Consider the following 21,107-nt stretch of genomic DNA (forward strand, 5'->3'; position numbering starts at 1 on the left):
CGACACCCGCGCCGTGCCACAACGTGCCAGTAGGGGCGGTGAACAGCGGTCAACAAGGGGCTCGCAGAAGCAGCCGGCACAGGCCCGCTACCGAACATTCCGGCAGGTCAGGGGGCATATGCGCGCCCAAGTGCCGGGTGATTCCCAAGCTTATAGCGCGGGTTCGATTCCCGTCATCCGCTCGTAGAGACAAAGCCCCAGGTTAGGGACCTGGGGCTTTGTTGTTGTCCGGACCTCTCCACGGCTCGCGTGCCCAGATCCGTGCCAGATGGCTTGCTGCGGAGCGCCTGAACGCGGGCGTCGATCCCCGCTGCCACCTCGCGCTGCCGCTCCAGGTTCGCGTGTGGGCAGATCCCCACCCGCGCCGACCCGTGGATCAGCCAGGAGAAGCCGATCCAGCTGATCGGCCGCGAGTCGCGCAGCCGTCACGCCCCCAGACACGTGTCCTGGGGGGCGTGACGGCCAAAGGGCTCAAACGGATCGCCGCGGCCCTCGCGTCACTGGTCAGGACAGCGTCTTGTACATCTGCCAGCCGCCACCGATCTTCGCCCGCGTCGCGAACGTGCCCGCGCCGGTGCCGTTGTAGCGCCACAGCACTCCAGCGGTGTCCCGAGCGACCAGGTCCGCCCTGCCGTCGCCGGTGATGTCACCGACGCCCGCGATCGCGTTGTAGCCCTGCCAGCCGCCGCCGACCTTCACACGGCCCCCCAGCGCACCCTTGCCGGTGCCGTAGTACCGCCACAGGACACCGGCGGCGTCGCGGGCCAGCACGTCACCGGCCTTGTCGCCGTTCAGATCACCGGTGCCGACGAGCGAGTTGTAGGCCTGCCAGCCGCCGCCCAGCCTCACGCGGTCCTTGAACTTCCCCGCGCCGTCGGCGGCGTACATCCACAGCTCACCGGCCGGGGTCCGGGCGAGGAGGTCCGTCCGGCCGTCGCCGGTCAGATCGCCGGGGGCGGTCAGCATGTTGTACGTCTGCCAGCCCGAACCGATCGTCAGCCGGGTCCCACCTGGTGAGAAGGCCTTCCCGCAGCCTCCGTCGTATCGGGTCAGCACGCCCGCGGAACTGCGGACGAGCACGTCGTTGCACCGGTCACCCGACAGGTCCCCGAACGGCACGACCATCGACGTCGAGGGCCATCCGGCAGCCGAGGCCCCCGTCCCCAGCCCGCCGGTTCCCGTACCGGCCCGCACGGTCAGTGCCCCGGCCGAGGTGAGCGCGAGCAGGTCGCCCTTGCCGTCACCGCTGACGTCCCGCCACGCGGGAAGCTGCGCCGGAGCGCCACCGGTCACGTTCACCGAGCCGGTCACCGTCAGATCGGCGCCGACCCCGTCGGCGGGCTTGGCGGTCAGAGTCCAGACGTACACACCGTTCCGCACGATCTTCCCGGAGGCGTTCTTGCCGTCCCAAGCGGCATCGACGCGGCCGCGCGCCTCGGCGCCGGAGACGGTACGGACCACGGTCCCGGTGGCGGACTCCTTCAGTGCCAGCTGCCACGCACCGGTGGGCTTGGAGGTCCACCAAGTGCCCGACCAGCGCGGGGCGGCGGTGGCCAGGTTGAACGTGGAGCCGCCGACGACGGAGTCGATCACGCTGACGGTCGGGGCGGGGACCCCGGTTCCGACGATACGGACGCGCTCGTCGTCGCCCGCGTAGGCGACGTGGCCGCCGAAACGGTCCACCGTCCAACCCAGGCGGGGCTTGTTGTTCGGCCCCAGGTCTGCGGCACTCACCAACAGGCGCTGCGGCACGGTGGAGCCAGTGGTGGGAAGCCCGGCGTGCAGGTCGAAGAGCTGCAGGCCTTCCCCGCTCTGCCGGACGAGGTAGCCGTCGCCGAGCAGGACGTTGCGGATGTTGCGTCCCGGCACGCGCATGGTCCGCTTGGTCAGGCGGTCGTAGACACCCGACCCCACCTCGGGACCCCACTCGCTGTCCTCGCAGGACCAGTACACCAAACGACCCGCAGCCTGGAGTTCCCTCGGCACGCACCCGTTGGGTGTGGTGAAGGACGCTCCGGCGGCACCGGACGGCAGGGTCTTCGACGTGATCATCGGGCTGTCTTTGGCCACGCTCCACAGGGTGGAGCCCCACACCGCGCCCAGAGCGGAGTCGGTCCGCTGGAGGACGGTCCCGCCTGTCGGGGGCTTGAACTCGACGACGGACGGCGAGTCGCCGGTGACGCCGGTGACGGTCACGCCGAACCGGCCGGAGAGGTCCTCCACCCGGTCCCCGCCCGTGTCGATGCGCGGTCCCCAGCCGCTCTCGCCGTTCTTGTAGAGCAGCGTGTACCCCCCTTGATCGACGGCCGTCCGCTGTCCGTGGAAGCCGTCGCCGCTCGCCAGTAGGGAGACACAGCGGTCCGAAATGAACGTGACGCAGTTCCCGCCGCCGGTCCTCAGCAACCCGTCCACGGTCGTACGGACCGGCTGCGGCTGCCCGGCGGAACTCAGCCAGGTGCTCCGGTACACGCCGTAGTAATCGCCCGGCTGGTAGTAGGTGCTGTTCTCGGCCGTGGTCAGGATGCCGGCACCCAGGGAGAGGCCGTAGACGCGGGCGGGCATGGGAGCGACGGTCCGGACGCGACGCGCCTCCACCCCGCCGCCAGCGGTCGGTACGAGCCGGTGCACGGCCCAGTCGATGTCGCCCCGGTCCTCCGCGGTCTTCGCTCCGGCGACGAGCGCGGTGCCGTCGGGCGCGAGGACGACCTGCGCATACGCCTGTCGCAGCACGGGCGGGGCCAGGTGCTCTCCCTCCTCCGGAAGGCTCCACAGCTCTGAACCCCGGTACTCGTTGTTGCCGGGGTTCTGGCGCTGGACCGCCAAAATGGCTGTACCAACGGGGACGATGGTCGCGTCGTAGGAGACAGAGCCGGTGTTGACGGTACGAAGCACGGTGTGCGGAGCGGCACGGTCCAGGAGATCGCTCCCGTCCCGCAGGATCGTCCCTGCGCCAAGCCGGAAACTACGGACGCTCCATGGATCGTCGGGCACCGGACGGTCGGGGAGAGGCTTTGCCACCCCGTCCGAGAGGTCTACGAGGACCCAGCGCCCCCACCCTCCGGTGGAGTCCTTGTACCGGAGGATGAGCGACGTCGCGTCGGCGTCCTCCAGCCCACCGAGCGCGGCCCCCTCGGGGAAGCCGGTGACCGGTGTGTCCGTCACCTGGCCGGCCTCGTACCGCAGCAGGTGATAGCCGGTCGGCGCGTCCGCCTCACCTGTACGGGTCAGGACGGTGTCGCCGAACGTCCCGACGTACGACTGCCCTTCGGGCAGGCGTACGTCGGCGAACACAGCGCCCGCGCCTTTCTGAAGCGTCACATGGGGTGCGGGGGCGGCGGAGTAGAGGGCGACGGTGTCGGAGCCGTCGCCGTAGTAGCCTCCGCCCTCGATGTGCAGCCGGTGGCGGTAGTCCCAGTAGCCGTTCTCGAAGTCGTAGCGCGGCATCTCGGGCAGAGTGACGGCGAGAGGTGACGCCGAGCCCGTCGCATAGTCGATCCACAGGAGGCGGTTGTCGCCCTCCTGCGCCAACAGGTAGCCGGTCTCACCCGCGTTGAGGATCGAGGTGGCACGCGGTGAGAAGCGCGGGGCCGCAGGCAGGACGGTCACGTCCGGGGCCGAGTCGGCGAACGCCGGCGGCGCCATGATTCCCGATGTCGACGCTGTCAGCGTCGCCAGCGTCAGCGCGAGAGCGGCACGGGTTCGGCCGTTTCCGCGCAGCCGGGCGTTGCTCGTAGGAGACAAAGTGAGGTCCCTCCCCAGGGCCAAGAGACAGGAGGCGCACGGCGTCGGCTCGTCCAGCCGCGCGAGTACGAGCGAAAGGCCCCCCAGCCGTACCGCCTCATGCAAGCGCCGCGATGCTAACAGCAGAGCCGAGTAGCGCTCAGAGGACATCCGCAGGGCGCGCGAGGGCGCATGCAAGGCCCTGGCCCGCTCCTTCTGCGCGCGATCGCGGCGGCGTGGTGGGCCGCGGGCGGCAAGGACGGGCGTCGGCACCTCATGCCCCAACCGTGCCCTTGAGGACGGACAACAGCGGTCGACACAGGTGCCCACGAGCCTGCCGAATGAACGTCGGCTGAGCATGTTTCCGCAGTTCAGAGGCAGGATAGCCCGGCCAGGCAACGGTGATTCCCAAGCTTATAGCGCGGGTTCGATTCCCGTCATCCGCTCCACAGCACAGCCCCAGGTCAACGACCTGGGGCTGTTGCTTTTCGGCGAGACTCTTCTCAGCTACTTCGCGCTGCGGACGTGAACGGCCGCAGCGGATATGTGTGGGCGCATACTGGCAGCAATGACAAAGCCAAGTGCACCGAAGCGCTTTTTGCCCACCAGCCCCTTCAAAGCCCCGGTCGTGCTGCCTCCTAAGCAGTTCGCCGTAGGCGACCAGGTCACACACGACGTGTACGGCCTCGGCCGGGTCATCGGCATAGAGGAGGGGATCGCGGCGGTCGTGGACTTCAGCTCGACGCAAAAGCGGATCTCAAGTCCGTACGCCAAGATGAGCAAGCTGTAGGACCACCGTGCCCGGTCACGGCACACCAGATCCGTTCACGGACCCGCACTGAAGAGGACCCCTCTCATCGACCTGACCTCGCCGTTCTCCGCTCCGGAAGGGGCGTCCCCCTGCGCCGCTGCAGCATCACCGCATCCCACGACAAATCCCTTCCAGGCGCCCGACTTCGGGGAGATCGAAGCCTTCCTGTTCGACGAGGATGCGCAAGCGTCAGCCTCTGGCACGAGTGCGGCTCGACGCGAGGCAGGCTAGCTCCCACTCGTGACGATGGCTTCGGCATCGGGCCACGAGGCGGATCCGTTTCCGTCTCCGTCCACGGCGTGCGCCGACCAGCTCCGTGCGGGTGCGACGGACTCTGATCCGCCGCCGGACGAGGCGGCGGTGAGCGGGCGCATGCGCATGGCGGCATGGATGAGGTCGGCCACGAACAGCACGATGCCGATGATGAGCAGGAGGAGGAGCCCGTCAACGACGGCGCCGATGATCAGGGCCAGGAAAAGGCGACATGAGTGGCGCCGCCTCGGTCGGACGGGAAGCTCAGCGGCGGGCCAGCCGGCAGGTGGCCCCACCCGCCGCAGGCCCGGCGCCGTCAGCGCGGTCAGTCTCCGGGAACGACGAGCCCCGACTCGTACGCCACGATCACGAGCTGCGCCCGGTCGCGTATCCCCAACTTCCCCATGATCCGGCTCACATGGGTCTTCGCCGTGAGGGGACTCAGGGCCAGCGCGTCGGCGATCTCGGTGTTGTTGAGGCCCCGGGCCACGAGGGTGAGGACTTCCCGTTCCCGCGCGGAGAGCGGGTCCAGGGCGGCGGGGGCCGGGGCGGAGCCGGGGATGCGCAGGACCCGGGCGATCAGCCGGGCCGTCGGGCCCGGGGAGAGGAGGGACTCGCCGCCGGCCACCGTACGGATGGCGGCCAGGAGTTCCGCCGGCCTGGTGTCCTTCACCAGGAAGCCGGAGGCCCCGGACCGCAGCGCTTCGACCACGTTCTCGTCGGTGTCGTACGTCGTGAGGACCAGGACCTTCACCCCGGCCAGGTCTTCGGCGGAGGCGATGAGCCGGGTCGCCTCGATGCCGTCGGTGCCCGGCATCCTGATGTCCATGACGACCACGTCGGCCCGCTCGGAGTGGGCGAGGTCGAAGGCTTCGCGCCCGTTGCCCGCCTGTCCGACGACCTCCATGTCGGGAGCCGATTCGATGAGCATCGCGAAGGCTGCCCGTACGAGGGTCTGGTCGTCCGCGAGGAGGACGCGGATCACGCGGTCGTGCCCGACGGGTGGCGTGGTCACGCGGATGCCTCCAGGGAACGGGGTGGGAGCGGCAGGCTCGCCGCGACTTCGAAGCCACCGCCGGAGCGGGCGCCGGTCCGTACGGTGCCGCCGACGCTGCGGGCCCGCTCGCCCATGCCGACGATGCCGAAACCCGGAGCGGTGGAGTCCGCTCCCGGGCCGCGGCCGTCGTCGCTGACGGTGATGCGGAGAGACCCGTCAGCCGCCGCCACCCGAACCCGGACGGTGGTGTCGGGACCCGCGTGGCGGACCGCGTTGGTCAGCGACTCCTGGACGATCCGGTAGGCGGCAGCCCCCACGGCCGGCGGGACATGGGCCCCGTCGGTGTCCAGGGCCAGTTCCGCCCCGGCCGCACGGACCAGATCGGGCAGCCCGGCGAGGTCCGGCAGCGGCCCGCGCTCGTCGGCGCGGAGCACGGTCAACGTGGTGCGGAGCTCCGCGCGGGCCTCGCGGCAGGTGTCGGCGATGGAGTCCAGCGCCTCGGCGATCGCCGCCCGGTCGAGCCGGTCGGGGGCGACGGCGAGGACATGGGCGGCAACCGAGGTGCGGACACCGATCAGGGTGATGCTGTGGGCCAGCAGGTCGTGCAGGTCGCGGGCGATGCGCAGACGCTCCTCCGCGATCTTGCGGTCGGCGTCCTGTCCGGCCCGGGCGCGCTCCTCGGCCAGGTACCTGCGGTAGTTGCGCACGGCGACGCCGAGCACGAGGGCCGCCACCAGCCAGCCGGAGGTGCGCAGTACGTCCAGGGCGCGGTGGACGCCGTTGGACGACATGGCGGTCACCGCGAAGCCCACCACGCACGCGCCGGCCGTCACCGTCCGGCGGACGGTGCCGGTGGCGGCCACGGTGTACAGGGCGAGCATGCCGGCCGGTACGGGGGCGGCGTGGGCGTTGTCGAGCAGTTGGTACGGGGCGATGCAGGCGACGACCGCGACCAGCACCCCGAGCGGGTGACGCCGCCGCCACGCCAGGAGCAGGGCCGAGCAGGCGAGCAGGGCCCACCCGAGCGCGTCCGGTCGCATCGCAGTGTCGGCGTACGCCACCGCCCCGCAGAGCAGGGCGACACCAGCCGCGATCACCGCGTCGTTCCGCGTCGGGTGCGCGGCCGCCAGGGGGTCCTGGTGCAGTACGCGCAGTACGCGCTCGACCGCGCTCGGGGGATCGGTCACTTCTGCCACCCGGACATCGTCGCTCTCATCGCCGGCCGCCGACCAGTTCGAGTGCGGGTCCGGAAACCGGGGCCGAGGCACCAGAAGGCCGGCCCGGCCACCACACCCTGCGGCCGAGCAACACACTGGCACTGGTCACCAAGTACGTGCGGACCAGGAAAGTGTCCAAGATCACCCCGACCGCGACGACCGTGCCCATCTCCACGAACATCACCAGCGGCAGCGAGGCGAGCACCCCGAAGGTCGCCGCCAGGACGATGCCGGCCGAGGCGATCACTCCGCCGGTGGTGCGGAGCGCGATCAGAGCGGCTTGCCTCGGCTCGGCGCCGCCCCGGGTCTCCTCGCGGGTGCGGTGCATCAGGAAGATGCCGTAGTCGACGCCGAGGGCGACCAGGAAGACGAAGGTCAGCAGCGGCAGCCCCGGGTCGACGCCGGTGAAGCCCAGCACCGGGCCGAAGACCATTCCGCCGATGCCCAGCGCCGCGCCCCACACCAGCACGACGGCGGCGACCAGGAGCAGCGGGGCGATCAGGCTGCGCAGCAACAGGGTGAGGACGAGCAGCACCGCGGCGAGGACCAGGGGGATGACGATCAGGCGGTCGTGGGAGTTGGTGGTGGCCAGGTCGAGTTGCCGGGCGCTCGCGCCGCCCACGTGCGCGCCGTCGAGTTCGGCCCGCAGGCGTTCGATGACGGCGGTCTCCCCCGCAGACTCCGGCGCGGACTCGGTGGTGACGGCGATCTCGGTCCAGCCGCCGCCGCTGCGGCCCCGCTCGGCGCTCGCGACGCCTTCGACGGACCTGGCTCCGGCGAGAATCCGGTCGGCCGTTTCGGTGGGCGCCATGACCTCTATCGGCCGGCTGCTGCGATCCGGGAAGGCCTTGGCCAGCGTTCCCATGGCGGCGATCGACTCGGGCTTGCTGGTGAAGCTGTCCTCCCTCTTGAGCGCTCCGGGCAGGTTGAGCACACCGAGCGCCAGCGCACCCAGCAGCACGACTCCTGTCACGAGCACGGCGGCCGGACGCTTGCCCGCCGAACTCCCCATCGCGGCGAAGACGTTCGGTCCGCGCTGCTTGGGTTCGCTGCCGTACGCGGGGATCAACGGCCAGAACACGCGCCGTCCGAGCAGCACCAGGACCGCCGGCAGCAGCGTCATCATCGCGATCAGCGCGCACAGCACGCCCACCGCTCCGACCGGGCCGAGGCCACGGATGTTGTTGAGGTCGGCGGCGAGCAGACAGGCCAACCCCGCCACGACGGTCCCACAGGAGGCCAGCACGGCCGGCCCGCAACCGCGCAGCGCGGTGCGCATCGCATCGTACGGAAGCGGGGTACGGCGCAGTTCGTCACGGTAGCGGGCGACGAGCAGCAGTGCGTAGTCCGTGCCGGCGCCGAACACCAAGACCGTCATGATCCCGGCGCTCTGGCTGGTCACGGTGAGTCCGAAGCCGGAGGCGAGCCCGTACACGGCGGCCCGCGCGCAGACGGCCCCCGCCCCGACCACCACCAGCGGCACCAGCCAGAGCACCGGGCTGCGGTAGGTGAGGATCAGGAGCAGGGCCACCACCAGGCCGGTCGCCAGCATCAGCGTCCCGTCGATGGAGCCGAACACCTCCTTGGCATCGACTTCGACGGCGCTGTCGCCGCCGACCCACACGGTCAGCCCGTCGGCGCCGCGCGCGTGGACCCGTACACCCTCGACGAAGGCCTTCTTCGCGGCGTCGTCCGTGCCGGGCGCGGCCGTGGACACCGCGTACATGAGAGTGGTGCCGTCTCCGGAGGGAACGCCGGGTCCCCGGAGGGTCGCGCCGAAGTCCCGAGGATCCTTCGACGTGGCAAGCAAGGCGGGGGACTTGGCGGACCCGGCATCCGTCGTACCCGCCGGGACCGTGACCACCGCGATCTGCCGTTCGGCGGTGTCCCGGTCTGCGGCGGTCAGCCCGCCGTCGCGGCGGTAGACGAGCAGCACGCCGGTCGCCTCGCCGCCGGGCAGCATCTCCTGGAGCCTGGCCACCTGCGTCGAGTCGGCGCCCGACGGCAGATAGTCCGCCGTCCGGTCACGCTGTACGTCCGCGAGCCTGCCCGCGAACGACCCGGCGACGGCGATCACGATCACCCACAACGCCAGTACGCCCCACGGAACCACCTTGCGGTATCTACCTGTTCGCGCTGTACACCCTGTCTGCCCCATCTCGGGCCCCCCGCATGGACTCGGACCGGTGGCCCCCGATGGCCCGCCCGGTTGCATCCAGCGTTCCGTCTTCGACGCACCGTTCCGTCACACCGACGCAGGAGATCGCCCCTACTCCCCCGGGTGTCCCGGACCTTCCCGTACTCCCCGGGGAGTAACGCTGCGCGCCGTCGGCGGGGAGGGGGCCTACCCCTGCGGCGGTGAGCCGGCCGCGCCGGTGAACGCGGCCGAGCGGGAGGCGTTCGACTCCGTTGCCGTCGAGGACGTGCCCCGACCGTGCCCTTCAGAGCGGTGACCAGCGGTCACCAATGGCGCCAGGCGAGCCCTCGGACGGCGAATCCGACAGGCGAAACACCAGGTCAGGACCCCATGCGGCGCGATGGTGGCATTGATTCCCAAGCTTATTGCGCGGGTTCGATTCCCGTCATCCGCTCCATAGCGAAGCCCCAGGTCAGCGACCCGGGGCTTCGTTGTTGTCTGGACCTCTTGGGGACTCCTCCCGCACCACCTACGCGGCGCCATGGCGTCGCGCGGGTGCGCCTCTGGCTGGAGCCTGACGCGCAACCGCGGCGGACCCTGGGGCGGCTCGGCCGGGAGACGCTCGCGCGCGCACGGGACTCGGCAGGACTGGACCGTCTCCGGTCCGAGGTCAGCCTCCGGGAAGTCCGTCACAGGGCCCATCGCGTGGGCTGAACCGCTTCTACCCTCCACTCGGAACGACTTGGTCCTGCGGGGCGGGTAGCTCCGGTCTTCCCTGTGCGGGTACGGATCCCGATCCTGTGGCCCGGCCGGGTGCCGCCTGCCGCATTCCGGTGCGCTGTGCCGCACGGCGCCACAGTCGGGGCAGGAAGATGTAGAAGCGGTCGGGCAGGAACACGGCGTCCGCGATGATCATCGCGCCGGAGAACAGCGGCAGCCCCATGAGTACGGCGATGCCGATGTGCATCCCGAGCAGCACGGCAAGAACGGGATACTTGAGCCGGCCGAAGAGTACGAACGGGAAGGCGACCTGGACGAGCACCGTGACGTAGCCGGTGATCGCGATCACCATCGGGAAATCGTCCACGAGGTGGGAGAGCGCGGGCCAGGGCTGGAACAGTTCGAGGTTCAGCGCGTAGTGCAGAGCGGTGCCGCCGCCCCAGGTGGAACCCTGGACCTTGTACAGGCCGGCCGATCCGTAGAGGAAGCAGACCTGTGCGGCGATGACGAAGACGCCGCAGTTGTGCACCACGGTGGTCAAGGTGACGCGGGCGTGGTGGAGTTCCTGCGCGTACAAGCCCCGCACCGGCTCCGGCACGTCGCCCGCACGAGCCGACTTGAGCCGGTCGCGGCGCGCGTCCAGGGACCAGCGCCGACCACACGCGGTCAGGACGAGGTACACGGCCATCAGCAGGACCAGGTTGTCGCCCCCGTCCGTCATGAAGATCGACCTCGCGTGGAACGAGATCACCACGACGGCGAAGAGGACGGACATGACGCGGGTCCGCCAGCCCAGGATGAACAGTACGGACGTGACGACGGCCATCGCGTAGCAGAACTCGAAATAGGCGGGGCTGTCGGACAGGGTCAGGACGCTGTTCCAGCCCGTCTGCTCGAAGAGCTGTTCCGCCAGCGCAGGCGTCCAAGGGGATTCGGGTCCCCAGATCTCTCCACGGTGCGGGAACTCGCGGAGCAGGAAGACCAGGTAGAGCAGCCCGTAGCCGATGCGCAGCACCGAGGCGGCATACAAGGACACCGGGCGGCCGGTGAGGAGGGCCCACAGAGCGCCGACCTGGCCGAGGAGCCACTGACGGGCGGCTCCGACGAGCGAAGTCCCCGGACTCAGGGGGCGTTGTGGTGCGGCTGCCGCAGGGGAGGGCCGGGAGGGCTGCTCAATTCCCATGGGGGGTCACCTTCCACCAGGGCAGGAGCCGGTTCTCGGTGGGTACCGGCGGGCGGTTGCCGGCGGCGGTGCCGGGAGCGGCGATGGGCATCGTGACGACCCGAAGCTGAACGAAGTCGAACGTGTCGCCACCGTGGCGGGCGGCGAAGCGTTCCGCGACGATATTGCGCAGGTACTTCTGCATCATCACCGCCCGTTCCGAGCGTGCCGTGTCGCTTCCTCCGTGCGTCTCGACATAGGAGCTCCAGGCGCGGCGCAAAAGGTTCTGAGCCGTGTGGCTCGGAAATGCGTTGTGGTCGACTGCGGCATTGTCCACGGCGGCCAGGTCGAACCAGGGGCTCACTCGTAGCGATCCGTCGGAGGCCGTTTGTGCAGTTCTCGCCAGGACCTTCCGGTTGAAGGAATCGGGGTCCGGTGCGAAAAGTCGCCAATTCTGCTCGAAAAGGGGGTACACCCATCCGTTGACCTGTGGGCTGTACCGCTTCGATACGGGGTTGGAGGGGGCTACGTGAAGAAACACCATGACGACATGGACCAGCGTGGTCACCAGACACAGGGCCACGGCCGTGCGCAGCCCCGCTCTCAGTGCGCGTACCCTCATGGGCCGTCTGTCCGGCGGGGTCGCTCTGTCGTGTTCTGGTTCTGGTGGCAGGGGGGCCGGATCGGAACCGGACTGCTGAGGTTCCCGCACGGCCGCTGTTTCGATTCCGCTCGACACCGCCCACCCTGTCCTTCGCGTATGCGCTGCTCGCGCCTGAGTCTCTGCGTCTCTCACCGGCGGCGCACGACGGAACCACTGAGGATTCCGCCGCGCGCCGTCATCCGATGAACGGTCTTGATACGGCCTGCTGCTCAGCCCTCGTGGACCGCGGGCTTGTCGGCGTAGCCGTAGTGCCCGTCAGCCTGGTCGCCGTAGTCGCCGTGCTCGCCGTGCTCGCCGTGCTCCGGCTTGCCGGGCCCCTCGTCGTGCCCGTGCTCCGGCCCACCGTGCTCGGGCTTGCCGCCGTGCTCCGGCCCACCGTGCTCGGGCTTGCCGCCGTGCTCCGGCCCACCGTGCTCGGGCTTGCCGCCGTGGTCCGGCCCACCGTGGTCCGGCCCACCGTGGTCCGGCTTGCCGCCGTTCCCGCCGGCGACGTTCCCGCCGGTGATGGAGCCGCCGGTCGTGTTCCCAGCGCTGTTGCCCGACGTGTTACCGCCAGTGGTGTTCCCGGCGGTGTTGCCCACGGTGTTCCCGGAGGTGTTGCCCGCGATGTTCCCCGAGGTGCCGCCGCCCACCAGGTTGACGCTGGGCCCGCCGATGAGGGTGCCGCCGATCAGACCCAGAGTCGTACCCGTCGTCGCCCCGGTGGTCCCTCCGGTCGTCGTACCGGTCGTCGTACCGGTCGTCGTCCCCGTCGTCGCGCCGGTCGTCGTACCGGTCGTCGTCCCCGCCGTCGTACCGGTCGTCGTACCGGTCGTCGTACCGCCGGTGGCGCACCCGCCGAGGAAGATCCTGTTGTTGTTGAGCGTCACCTCGCCGTTGCGGGCCAGCGCCCTGCCCTCGACGCTCGCCCCCTGGTTCACGAAGATCGAGGTCAGCGCCATGATGGTGCCCACGAAGGTGGAGGTGGTGCCGAGGGTCGCCGAACTCCCGATCTGCCAGTAGACATTGCACGGCGAAGCGCCGTTGGTGAGGAGGATCCTGCTGTTGGATGCCGTCGTCAGGGCTTCGGGAATCTGGAACACCCAGACCGCGTTGGGGTTTCCCCCGGCGTTCAGGATCAGGTCACCGGTGAGGCCGACACCGGATGTGGCCCTGTGGACGCCGGGAAGCAGCTCCTGACCCCCGCCGATCCCTGCAGCGAGCGGGAAGTCCGGCGCCTGGCCCGTGAGTTGGCCGGCCGCGTTGTTGTACGCCACGATCAGATCGCTCTTGGCCTGGGCGGCCGCGGCGTCCGCGGGATGCACAGCGCCGAGTACCAGGCCGGGCGGGAAGCCGGTGATGGCCGGGTTCGGGTGCGTCCCGAGGTCGTGGTCGAGCACTGAGTTGCCGGTGTTGGTGACTCCCTGCCCTGCCAGGACGGAGTAGCTGGCGGTCGTGCCCAGAGGAACGGGCGTCGCGATGGCAAGTGCCTGCGTCGACGTGACGGCGACCATGGCGGCGGCAACTGCTGTGGCGAGGGCCGAGGCCAGCCCGCCGGACAGAATACGACGCTGAGTCGTTCGAGGGATGTGCAGCTTCATCAAGAGGCCATTTTCTGTGGGGGGCCATGGCACATGCCGGGCCTACGGATCACCCGGGGCGCCTTCTAGCTGTGGCCGCATATTACGCATGAAAATTCGCGCACCCGTACCGGGCGAAAACGAGGAGGGGGATGAATATAAAAACATTCAACACCGCGGGGCGTGATGAAAATACGCAATCCCGCACCGCCGACGATTCGGAACGTCGCCGGATGAGTGAAATTCGATCAGTTCACACGAAGCGGCACCGCACACCTGTCCTGAAACCGACCCCGATGTGAACACGGATGTACGCCGACTGGGTCGATTCAGGACCGCTGCGGCATGGGCGTGGCGCGTCCGGGGCGAAAAACGCAAGGAGGCGCGGCATCAGCGGCGGGTTCTTCCCGGTGCCGGCCGCGGGTGAAGGAGCAGCGGTTCCGGGGCATCGTCGCAGCCCGGCGCGTCGCCCTCGGGGTTTCAGGACGCGTAGAGCTTGATGGCGTCGGTGATGAAGTGCCGGTTCTGCTCCGGGGCGAGGGCCAGCGCCCGGGTCGACGAGATGCTGGTCGGTGTCGCCGTACGGCCATGTAGCCGTCGCCCCGCAGGAGTTCGAGAACACTTGTAAACGTGCCCCGATCCCCCGGAGTGATTCCAGATCCCTGTGTGCAGGACGGTCCTCTTGCGGGTGGTTACTTCCCCTAGGGGACAGCCCTACCGTGGACTCTGCGCCCGGGGAGTGATCTACGTGCTGGTAGGGATTTCTGGCCGTGCGGATCCGCCTCGGCATCGACAGCGGCCAGGAGGCCGACCGGTCCGGTGCGGTGGGGACCCTCGGCGAGCAGCCGGTCGGCCGGGCTCTGCTGTGGGCGCTGGTGGTGGCGCTGGCGGCGATGGCGGTGTGGCGGCTGTGTGAGGCGGCGTTCGGGCAGACGGTGGAGGGTGGGAAGAAGTGGTCCCGGCGTCTGGGTTCTTTGGGGACGGCGGTGTTCTACGCCGTGATCTGTGTCGGCGTGGTGCAGACGGCGCTGGTCGGCGGTTCCTCCGGAGGCCGCCCCGGTGACGAGACGTCGAAGGAGTACACCGCCAGGGTGCTGGACTGGCCGGGCGGCCGGGTGAGCGTCGGCGCGTTCGGGGTCGTCCTGATCGTCGTGGGCGTGGTGATCCTGATGCGCAGCCTGATCCGGAAGTTCGAGAAGAATCTCCGGACGGACGAGATGAGCCCGGCGACCCGGCGGGTCGTAGCGATACTGGGCATCGTCGGCGGCGCGGCGTGGTCGCGGCCGGGGCCGGCCCATCCGTCCTGCTGGCCGCCGTGCGGTACGACCCCAGCCAGGCCAAAGGACTGGACGAGACCCTGCGCTCGTTCGCCGCGACCCCGCAGGGCCCGCCCTGCTGATCGCCGCCGCTGTGGGCCTCCTGCTGTTCGGCCTCTACTCGTTCTGCGAAGCCCGCTGGCGCAAGGCCGCCGAGCACGGGACTCCGGCGGAACAGCCGACCGGGGCCGCGGGCCCGGGGACACGTCCCGATGCGCCCTGGCAAGAGGAACTCATCCGGCGGCGTGGGACCCCGACGATCAGCAGGCAGAACAGTCCTTCGGCGACCGCGCCGATGATGCCCAGCACGATCGCGGCAATGACGACCGTGCCCCATCCGTGCCCTTCGGAACGGTGAACTGCGGTCGACACGGGTATCGACAGACCACCGAAAGGAGCCGCAAGCAGGGGTGTTTCCCCAGGTCAGGCACCTCGTGATCGGCGCCGGCCACGGTGATTCCCAAGCTTATAGCGCGGGTTCGATTCCCGTCATCCGCTCTTCTGCGAAGCCACAGGTCAGAGACCTGGGGCTTCGTCGTTTTCCAAACGACGTCGGCTCCTTCTCCCCAGGGCCCCGGGGAGAGTCGCGTTCGCCCGGTTTGATCATGGAATCCCGTGGAGGGTGAGCGTGGCTGCGGGGTGCGTGTGGGCTCGTCGGCCGCTGGCGATGTTGGCCCATCCGGAGCGGTGGAGGGTGGCGCGGGCAAGGTCGCGCAGGGCGCTCATGACGGCGGGGGTGCGATGCCTGTGGATTTGACTGGCGTCTTCGGCGAAGGTCACGTCTTTCGTCCAGTGGACGGTGTTCTCGATGATCCAGTGGCCGCGCACCCAGGCAGCGATCTCAGCGGGAGACGCCTGGTGGGCCGCGAGATCGGTGACGGCGTAGACAGTCTCGGTCTGCCACTTCGATGTACCGATTCGGCGGCGTTTGCGGTGGATGCGAACAACCTGGCGGGCATGGGGGAACAGCAGACCGTTCACGCTCACCACCTTCACCTCGCGGACCTCCTCACGGCCGTGTCCGCGGTCGCGGGACTGATCGAGGACCGGTACCTGCTTCCAGGGCAGTTTGGTCAACTGGCGGGCCAGGGTGGGCTGGTTGTTCTTCACCGACAGCAGGTAGTGGGCCTGGCGGTCCTCGACGAGGTAGCGAGCGTGGCTCGTCTGGGCGTGCAGGGCGTCGACGGTGACGATGGAGGCGGTCAGGTCCTGACCATCGAGGGTGTCCAGCAGCGGAGCGAACTCGGGTATCTCGTTCGTCTTCGCACCGATGTCGCGCAGAGCGGCGGTCAACGCATCGTGGTGGCGCACTGCGGACAGGACGAAGACACGGCTGCCGTCCGCGCGGACCGCTCCGCGCAGGCATTTTCCGTCCACGGCGAAGGCCGTACGACGTGGTTGCGGCGGGTCCGTCTCGTGCTGGGCGGTGCGGTGGACGCGGCGCTGTTCGCGCTCTACGGTCCCGTCCGGGGTTGTTGCGGATATCGGGCGGGCCTGGAGTGTGGTGAGCCTGGTGAAACCGGCGGCGGTGAGTAGCGCGGGGTCGACGCGGGCGAATACATCGCGCGGGGTGCGCTCGCCCGGAGCCTTGAACCGGCCGGTCAAGGGATCGAAGGGGCAGCCCAGCCGGGCCAGGACATCCTGGTCACAGCGGCGTACCCACTCGGCAATGGCGGTCAGGGAGTTGTGCCCGGCGCTGGTGAGTGCACATACGCCGACCGCGAGCAGCGTTGCCAGCCGGAACCGCACCCCGCGCGGATTCCTCGGATCTGGCACCTGAGCCAGTGCGTCGAGCAGACCGGACGGCACCACCGCCTCGGACCGTGACGCCCCGGACTCGACCTGTGGCAGGTGCAGAGCGGACGGAACAGATGATGGTGCAACGAGCACGGCGACCTTACCGGGACCGAACTGGTTCACCGGCCGGTGCGGTGAGTTCCTTGGTCATGAAGACGCGGCTGGTGCCCGGCGGATCGCAGGGCACCTCTCCCAGCCGCTTCCACCCGTGTTTCTGGTAGAAGCCGGGGGCCTGGAAGGTGATCGTGTAGAGCACGGCCGTGCGGCAGCCACGGGCACGGGCCTCATCCTCGGCCTGCCGGAGGATCTCTGTTCCCAGCCCGCTGCCACGCAGCCGGGGCGGCAGGTAGAAGAGGTCGAGGAAGAACAGCCCGAGCGAGGTACGCCCGGTCAGTCCGCCGACCACCTGGTGGGTATCGGGATCACGGACCAGGACGGCCAGAGGTCTGCGGTCGGCGATTCCCGTGTGTTCGATGTTGAAGCGGTCCAGCGCGTCGGAGATTGCCGCGGCGTCCTCCGGGTTGGGGGCGTCGGTGAGCATGCAGTCCGGCTGGGGGGCGGGCTGGCGGGAAACGGTGACGGCAGCATCGGACGCAGGCATGGTTGCTCCAGTACGTGAGCGGATGCGGGTGCGGGGCCGGTGAGCCCGGCGCACGGGCCGACGCTAGGACGGGGACGCTTCGACGGACGTCGAAGGGACGTCGGCGACAATGGGCACCGTGGACATTCAGCGCGCAGGCCAGGACGTGGGTGTGGACCTGGCGGGCGTGGCCAAACTGGTGGCCGACGGCACCCGGGCCGCCTTCTGCCTCGCGCTGCTCGACGGCCGGGCCTGGACGGCGAACGAGCTCGCGCGCTATGCCGGAGTCGCACCGTCCACTGCGACCTCGCACCTGAACCTGCTCGTAAACGGCGGACTCCTCGTCGAGGAGCGGCACGGACGCCACCGCTACGTACGGGTGGCCGACCGCAGAGTGATCGAACTGATCGAGAGCCTTGCCGCGCTGGCCCCGAAGCACAGCGCCCCACCACGCTCGCTGTCGGCCTCCGGCCGGCAGCAGGCACTGGCCCGCGCCCGGCTGTGCTACGACCATTTGGCCGGAACCACCGCTCTGGCCATCACCGACGCGATGGTCGAACGCGGACTCCTGGAGTGGGGACCTGAGCCGGGCCTGACTGGCAAGGGCGCCCTCTGGCTTGCCGAGGTCGGCATCACGGTACCCGCCGGCTCACGCCGGCCACCGGTGCGCGCATGCCTCGACTGGACCGAGCGCCGTCCCCACCTGGCCGGCGCTGTGGGCGCCGCCCTGTCCGCCCACGCACTCGCCACCGGGTGGATGACGCGCATCGGCACCACCCGCGCCCTCCTCGTGACACCCGCCGGCCGCCGGGCACTGCACGACCACCTCGGCCTGCCAACAGCTGAGCTCTGCTCCTGAACCGGACCTGACCGGGCCACACCGACGCGTGATCAAGCCGGGCGAACAGGACTCTCCCCGGGGCCCTGTCCTTCTCCCAGGCTCACTCGTTCGGCTGGTCGACGCATCCATCTTCGATGATTCGCGGTGTCCGCCTGGAGAATTCCATACGGGCCGTTCTCGCGATGCGGTGTCTCGTCACCGAGCGCTCACGACGCGAACGGCTCCTGTCGGCATGGCAGTCGTTGTCCTGGTGGAGGGTTTCGTTGGCGGTGCGGGTGGACGACGGTGTGGCGGTGCGTGGGGCGTGCAGTCCGTGGTGGCCCTGGGCCGAGCGGGCGGCGGCGGGGTGGGCGCGCCGGTGGGGACTGGTGGCGGAGGACTCCGCGGTGCGGCGGCTGGCCCGCATGGGTCACGGACGGATGGCGGGCCTCGTGGCTCCCGGGGCCGCTCCGGGAGATCTCGAACTGCTGGCCTGCTGGGGGGCGTTCATCACGCTCGTCGACGACGGTTTCGACCGGCCCGGCGGCGTCTCGTCGGCCGCGGAGGCCCGAGCCGTACTCGACCCGCTGGTCGCGGTGGTCACCGGCGAGGGGACGGCCGTGCGGACGCCGGCGGTCGTGGCACTGCGGGACCTGTGGCAGCGGACGACCGTGGGGACCGAACCCGCGTGGTGCGAGCGCTTCGCCACGGCGTACGCGTCGTTCGCGGAGGCGACCTGCCAGGAGCTGCGCTGGCGCGAGGAGGGCTACACGCCCTCCGTGGAGGAGTACGTCCGGCTGCGCCGTCTCACCATCACGGTGACCCCCCTGCTGCTGGTGGCCTTACGGCCCTTGTGGACGCCCTCGGCCACCGAGGAGCTGTACGGCGTCTGCGCCGACGTCGTCGCCTGGACCAACGACCTGTTCGACGCCGGATCGGAGCGGCCCGGCCAGGTCGGGCTGGTCGACGTACTGGCTCGGGAGCGGAGCATCGGCCGCGGCGAGGCGGCGGCGGTCGCCCGCGCGATGCTGGAGGAGAGCCTGGACGGCTTCGACACGGCTACCGGCCCTGTGCGGGACGACGGCTCCCGCAGGTGGGCCGAACTGATCCGCACCTTCCTGGGGGGTGCCGTCGCCTGGCAGTACGAGACGCGGCGCTACCGGGTCACCCTGCCCTCCCAGCGCGGCACGGCCGGGCCGCAGACGGATCCGCTGGAGGCGGCCACCGGAGCGCTGGAGCGTCGGCTGGCTCTGGCGGTCGCACCCGGCGGGGCCCTGCCGGACCGGTGCGTGAGCCGTGTCCTGGAAACCGCCCTGCTCCTGGCGCTCCTCCGGACCCGCGGCAGCCACGAACACGAGCAGCGACAACTGACCCGCTACCTCGATGAGCGCCGCCCGGCCGCTGATCCGCTCGACGCCCTGCTGATCGACGCCTGTCTGCGCCCGCACACCCTGCCCGCCGACGCCGCTGACGCCACACGCCCCCTGACCGGTGGTCTTTCACGTGCCACAGGGAGCCGGGGCCGGTTCAAGCGAAGCGTGCTGCACGCCGTACTGCACGTGCTCGGGGGACTGCGCCTGGACGCCGCCGACGCGCCGACGCCCGCCGCCACCCCGGCGCTCTCCACCTTCACCCTGGTGAACCAGCTGGCCGTACAGGCCGTCTACGCCCAGGCCACCGGTCACCCGTACGCGCTCTCCACCCGCGAGCGCTTCCAGTTCTCCGACCTGCTGGCCGACGCCGGAGGGAGGCTGCTGTGGGAGGCAAGCGCCAGCACCCACCTGCTCGGGCTCAACGCCCTGCAGTCCTTCCGTCCCGGCCACCGGCTGATCGACGACGCCGTGACCGGCCTGCTGTTGACGTGCGACGTCGAAGGCGGGGTGCCGTTCCTCGACAGCCAGGACGTGTGGCTGTCGGCCGTGGGCGGCCTGGCGTTCCTCGACCGTCCCGCGCTACGGCCGTACACGGCACGGATGGGAGCGTTCGTCGCCTCCCATCAGGCACATGACGGCGGATGGCCTTTCGCGAGCGGGGTGCGCCAGACCGATGTCGATTCCACCTGCCGCGCCATGGAGTTCCTCCAGACACTCGACCCGCACCGCTATCGCCACCACCTGCGACGGGGCGCCGCCTATCTCGCCGCGATCGCCGGATCCGACGGCGGCTTCCCCACCTGGCTGGAGAGCGACCATCCGGACCTCGACATGACCGCAGGCGCCGTCCTCGCCCTCGCTCCGTTCGGTCAGGACCACCATCGGCTCGTCACCGCCGCCATCCGCTTCGTCCTCGACGCCCAGCTCCCCGACGGCTCCTTCACTCCCAGCTGGACCCTCAGCGAGTCGAGCGTCATCCTGCGTGCTGTCGACGCGCTCGACGCGGCACGGACTCTCCCGGCCGCCGACCTCGCGCGGATCGACGGCGCGATCGCCCGGGCCGCGGCCCGGCTGATCGTCACCCAGCAACCCGACGGGGGCTGGGGCCACACCCCGGACAGCCACAGCGACCCTCTCTCCACCGCCCAGGCCCTCACTGTCGTCTCCCGCTACGGCCCACCCCACGTCACGGCCGCCGCCGGCGCCCACCTCCTCAGCCGCCAGAGCGAGGACGGCTGCTTCCCCTCACCGCCCGACCAGGTCGGCCCCCGCCCCCTTCCCTTCGACTATCCCGTCGTCGCGGACATCCACGCGCTCACCGCCCTCGACCGGATCTCCGGTGCTCCACTCGAAACCTGACCCGTTCTCGTTTCGACAGGAGAGTGAACTGGCGTATCGCCGGTTCCTGCAGGTCGTTCTCAGGCCATGAAGAAGATCGTTTCTGTCGCCGCGCTGGTCCTCGCCGGCGTCGCCATCGCAGCCCCCTCAGCCCACGCCGACAACGACTCCAACTTCGGCAGCGGCGTCAACGCCGCAGACAACTGGAACTTCACCGCCGCCGACGTCTGCGTCCAGGAGCTGGCCGTGGTGCCCGCGCTCAGCGACTGGACGGGAAACCACAAGAACAACTGCACCAACGGCAACGTCATCGACCACTCGGGGACCCAGCGCACGCCCTGAACGGCGTTCGTCGACGCGTGCCCCATCCGTGCCCTTCGGAGCGGTGAACAGCGGTCGACACGGGTGTCTCCGAACCCGCCCAGGAACCCACACCAGAGGCTATTTCCCCAGGTCAGAAGCTAGACGGTCGAGCTGGGACCTCCAGGCCGCGCTCCAGCGGGCGCGACGGTGATTCCCAAGCTTATGGCGCGGGTTCGATTCCCGTTATCCGCTCAGATGCGAGGGCCCAGGTCAGCGACCTGGGCCTTCTGCGTTGTCCAGATCTCATCACGAGACCCCCTGGAGCTTAGTTGGAAGGCCGG

Annotated in this window: 14 protein-coding genes; 5 read left to right on the forward strand and 9 right to left on the reverse strand. The window is 70.0% G+C overall.

Annotated features, from left to right (window positions below; all coding sequences use genetic code 11):
* Positions 1–504 precede the first annotated feature (504 nt).
* Positions 505–3,642 (reverse strand): FG-GAP-like repeat-containing protein, encoded by a 3,138-nt coding sequence (locus tag V4Y03_RS15735; protein ID WP_332435322.1) that lies wholly within the window; start codon positions 3,640–3,642, stop codon positions 505–507.
* 646 nt (positions 3,643–4,288) lie between these two features.
* On the opposite strand from V4Y03_RS15735, the gene V4Y03_RS15740 reads away from it, so the two are divergent.
* Positions 4,289–4,510, forward strand: a complete 222-nt coding sequence (locus V4Y03_RS15740) for a hypothetical protein (RefSeq protein ID WP_317873077.1) — start codon at positions 4,289–4,291, stop codon at positions 4,508–4,510.
* Between the two features lie 598 nt (positions 4,511–5,108).
* Here V4Y03_RS15740 and V4Y03_RS15745 read toward each other — a convergent pair.
* The 6 genes from V4Y03_RS15745 to V4Y03_RS15770 all read right to left on the reverse strand — a co-directional run bounded on the left by V4Y03_RS15745 (position 5,109) and on the right by V4Y03_RS15770 (position 13,260).
* Positions 5,109–5,798 (reverse strand): response regulator transcription factor, encoded by a 690-nt coding sequence (locus V4Y03_RS15745; protein WP_327108899.1) that lies wholly within the window; start codon positions 5,796–5,798, stop codon positions 5,109–5,111.
* On the reverse strand, positions 5,795–6,976 hold the full coding sequence (locus V4Y03_RS15750; protein ID WP_332435323.1) for a sensor histidine kinase: 1,182 nt from the start codon (positions 6,974–6,976) through the stop codon (positions 5,795–5,797). The genes V4Y03_RS15745 and V4Y03_RS15750 overlap by 4 nt, the downstream gene beginning before the upstream one ends.
* A gap of 16 nt (positions 6,977–6,992) precedes the next feature.
* On the reverse strand, positions 6,993–9,155 hold the full coding sequence (locus V4Y03_RS15755) for an MMPL family transporter (RefSeq protein WP_332435324.1): 2,163 nt from the start codon (positions 9,153–9,155) through the stop codon (positions 6,993–6,995).
* A gap of 700 nt (positions 9,156–9,855) precedes the next feature.
* Entirely contained in the window at positions 9,856–11,037 is a 1,182-nt protein-coding gene (locus tag V4Y03_RS15760; protein ID WP_332435325.1) for an HTTM domain-containing protein, read from the reverse strand.
* On the reverse strand, positions 11,027–11,638 hold the full coding sequence (locus V4Y03_RS15765; protein ID WP_332435326.1) for a DUF5819 family protein: 612 nt from the start codon (positions 11,636–11,638) through the stop codon (positions 11,027–11,029). Before V4Y03_RS15765 ends, V4Y03_RS15760 begins: the two co-directional genes overlap by 11 nt.
* 251 nt (positions 11,639–11,889) lie before the next feature.
* On the reverse strand, positions 11,890–13,260 hold the full coding sequence (locus tag V4Y03_RS15770) for an ice-binding family protein (protein WP_332435327.1): 1,371 nt from the start codon (positions 13,258–13,260) through the stop codon (positions 11,890–11,892).
* Positions 13,261–14,009: 749 nt separating this feature from the next.
* Between V4Y03_RS15770 and V4Y03_RS33900 the strand changes: the two genes are divergently transcribed.
* Positions 14,010–14,993: a DUF1206 domain-containing protein gene (locus V4Y03_RS33900; RefSeq protein WP_443079791.1), complete on the forward strand. Its 984-nt coding sequence runs from the start codon at positions 14,010–14,012 to the stop codon at positions 14,991–14,993.
* A gap of 165 nt (positions 14,994–15,158) precedes the next feature.
* Here the strand turns inward: V4Y03_RS33900 and V4Y03_RS15785 are convergent, their stop codons facing one another.
* Positions 15,159–16,475, reverse strand: coding sequence for an ISAs1 family transposase (locus V4Y03_RS15785; RefSeq protein WP_332435328.1), 1,317 nt, complete (start codon positions 16,473–16,475; stop codon positions 15,159–15,161).
* Entirely contained in the window at positions 16,453–16,953 is a 501-nt protein-coding gene (locus V4Y03_RS15790; RefSeq protein WP_332435329.1) for a GNAT family N-acetyltransferase, read from the reverse strand. Before V4Y03_RS15790 ends, V4Y03_RS15785 begins: the two co-directional genes overlap by 23 nt.
* 109 nt (positions 16,954–17,062) lie before the next feature.
* On the opposite strand from V4Y03_RS15790, the gene V4Y03_RS15795 reads away from it, so the two are divergent.
* The 3 genes from V4Y03_RS15795 to V4Y03_RS15805 all read left to right on the forward strand — a co-directional run bounded on the left by V4Y03_RS15795 (position 17,063) and on the right by V4Y03_RS15805 (position 20,805).
* Positions 17,063–17,791, forward strand: coding sequence for an ArsR/SmtB family transcription factor (locus V4Y03_RS15795; protein WP_332435330.1), 729 nt, complete (start codon positions 17,063–17,065; stop codon positions 17,789–17,791).
* Positions 17,792–18,141: 350 nt separating this feature from the next.
* A complete protein-coding gene (locus V4Y03_RS15800; protein ID WP_332435331.1) occupies positions 18,142–20,484 on the forward strand; it encodes a terpene synthase family protein in 2,343 nt (780 codons plus the stop codon).
* A gap of 66 nt (positions 20,485–20,550) precedes the next feature.
* Positions 20,551–20,805 (forward strand): hypothetical protein, encoded by a 255-nt coding sequence (locus V4Y03_RS15805; protein ID WP_332435332.1) that lies wholly within the window; start codon positions 20,551–20,553, stop codon positions 20,803–20,805.
* Positions 20,806–21,107 lie beyond the last annotated feature (302 nt).

This window comes from Streptomyces sp. P9-A4 (assembly GCF_036634195.1).
Taxonomy (GTDB): Bacteria; Actinomycetota; Actinomycetes; order Streptomycetales; family Streptomycetaceae; genus Streptomyces.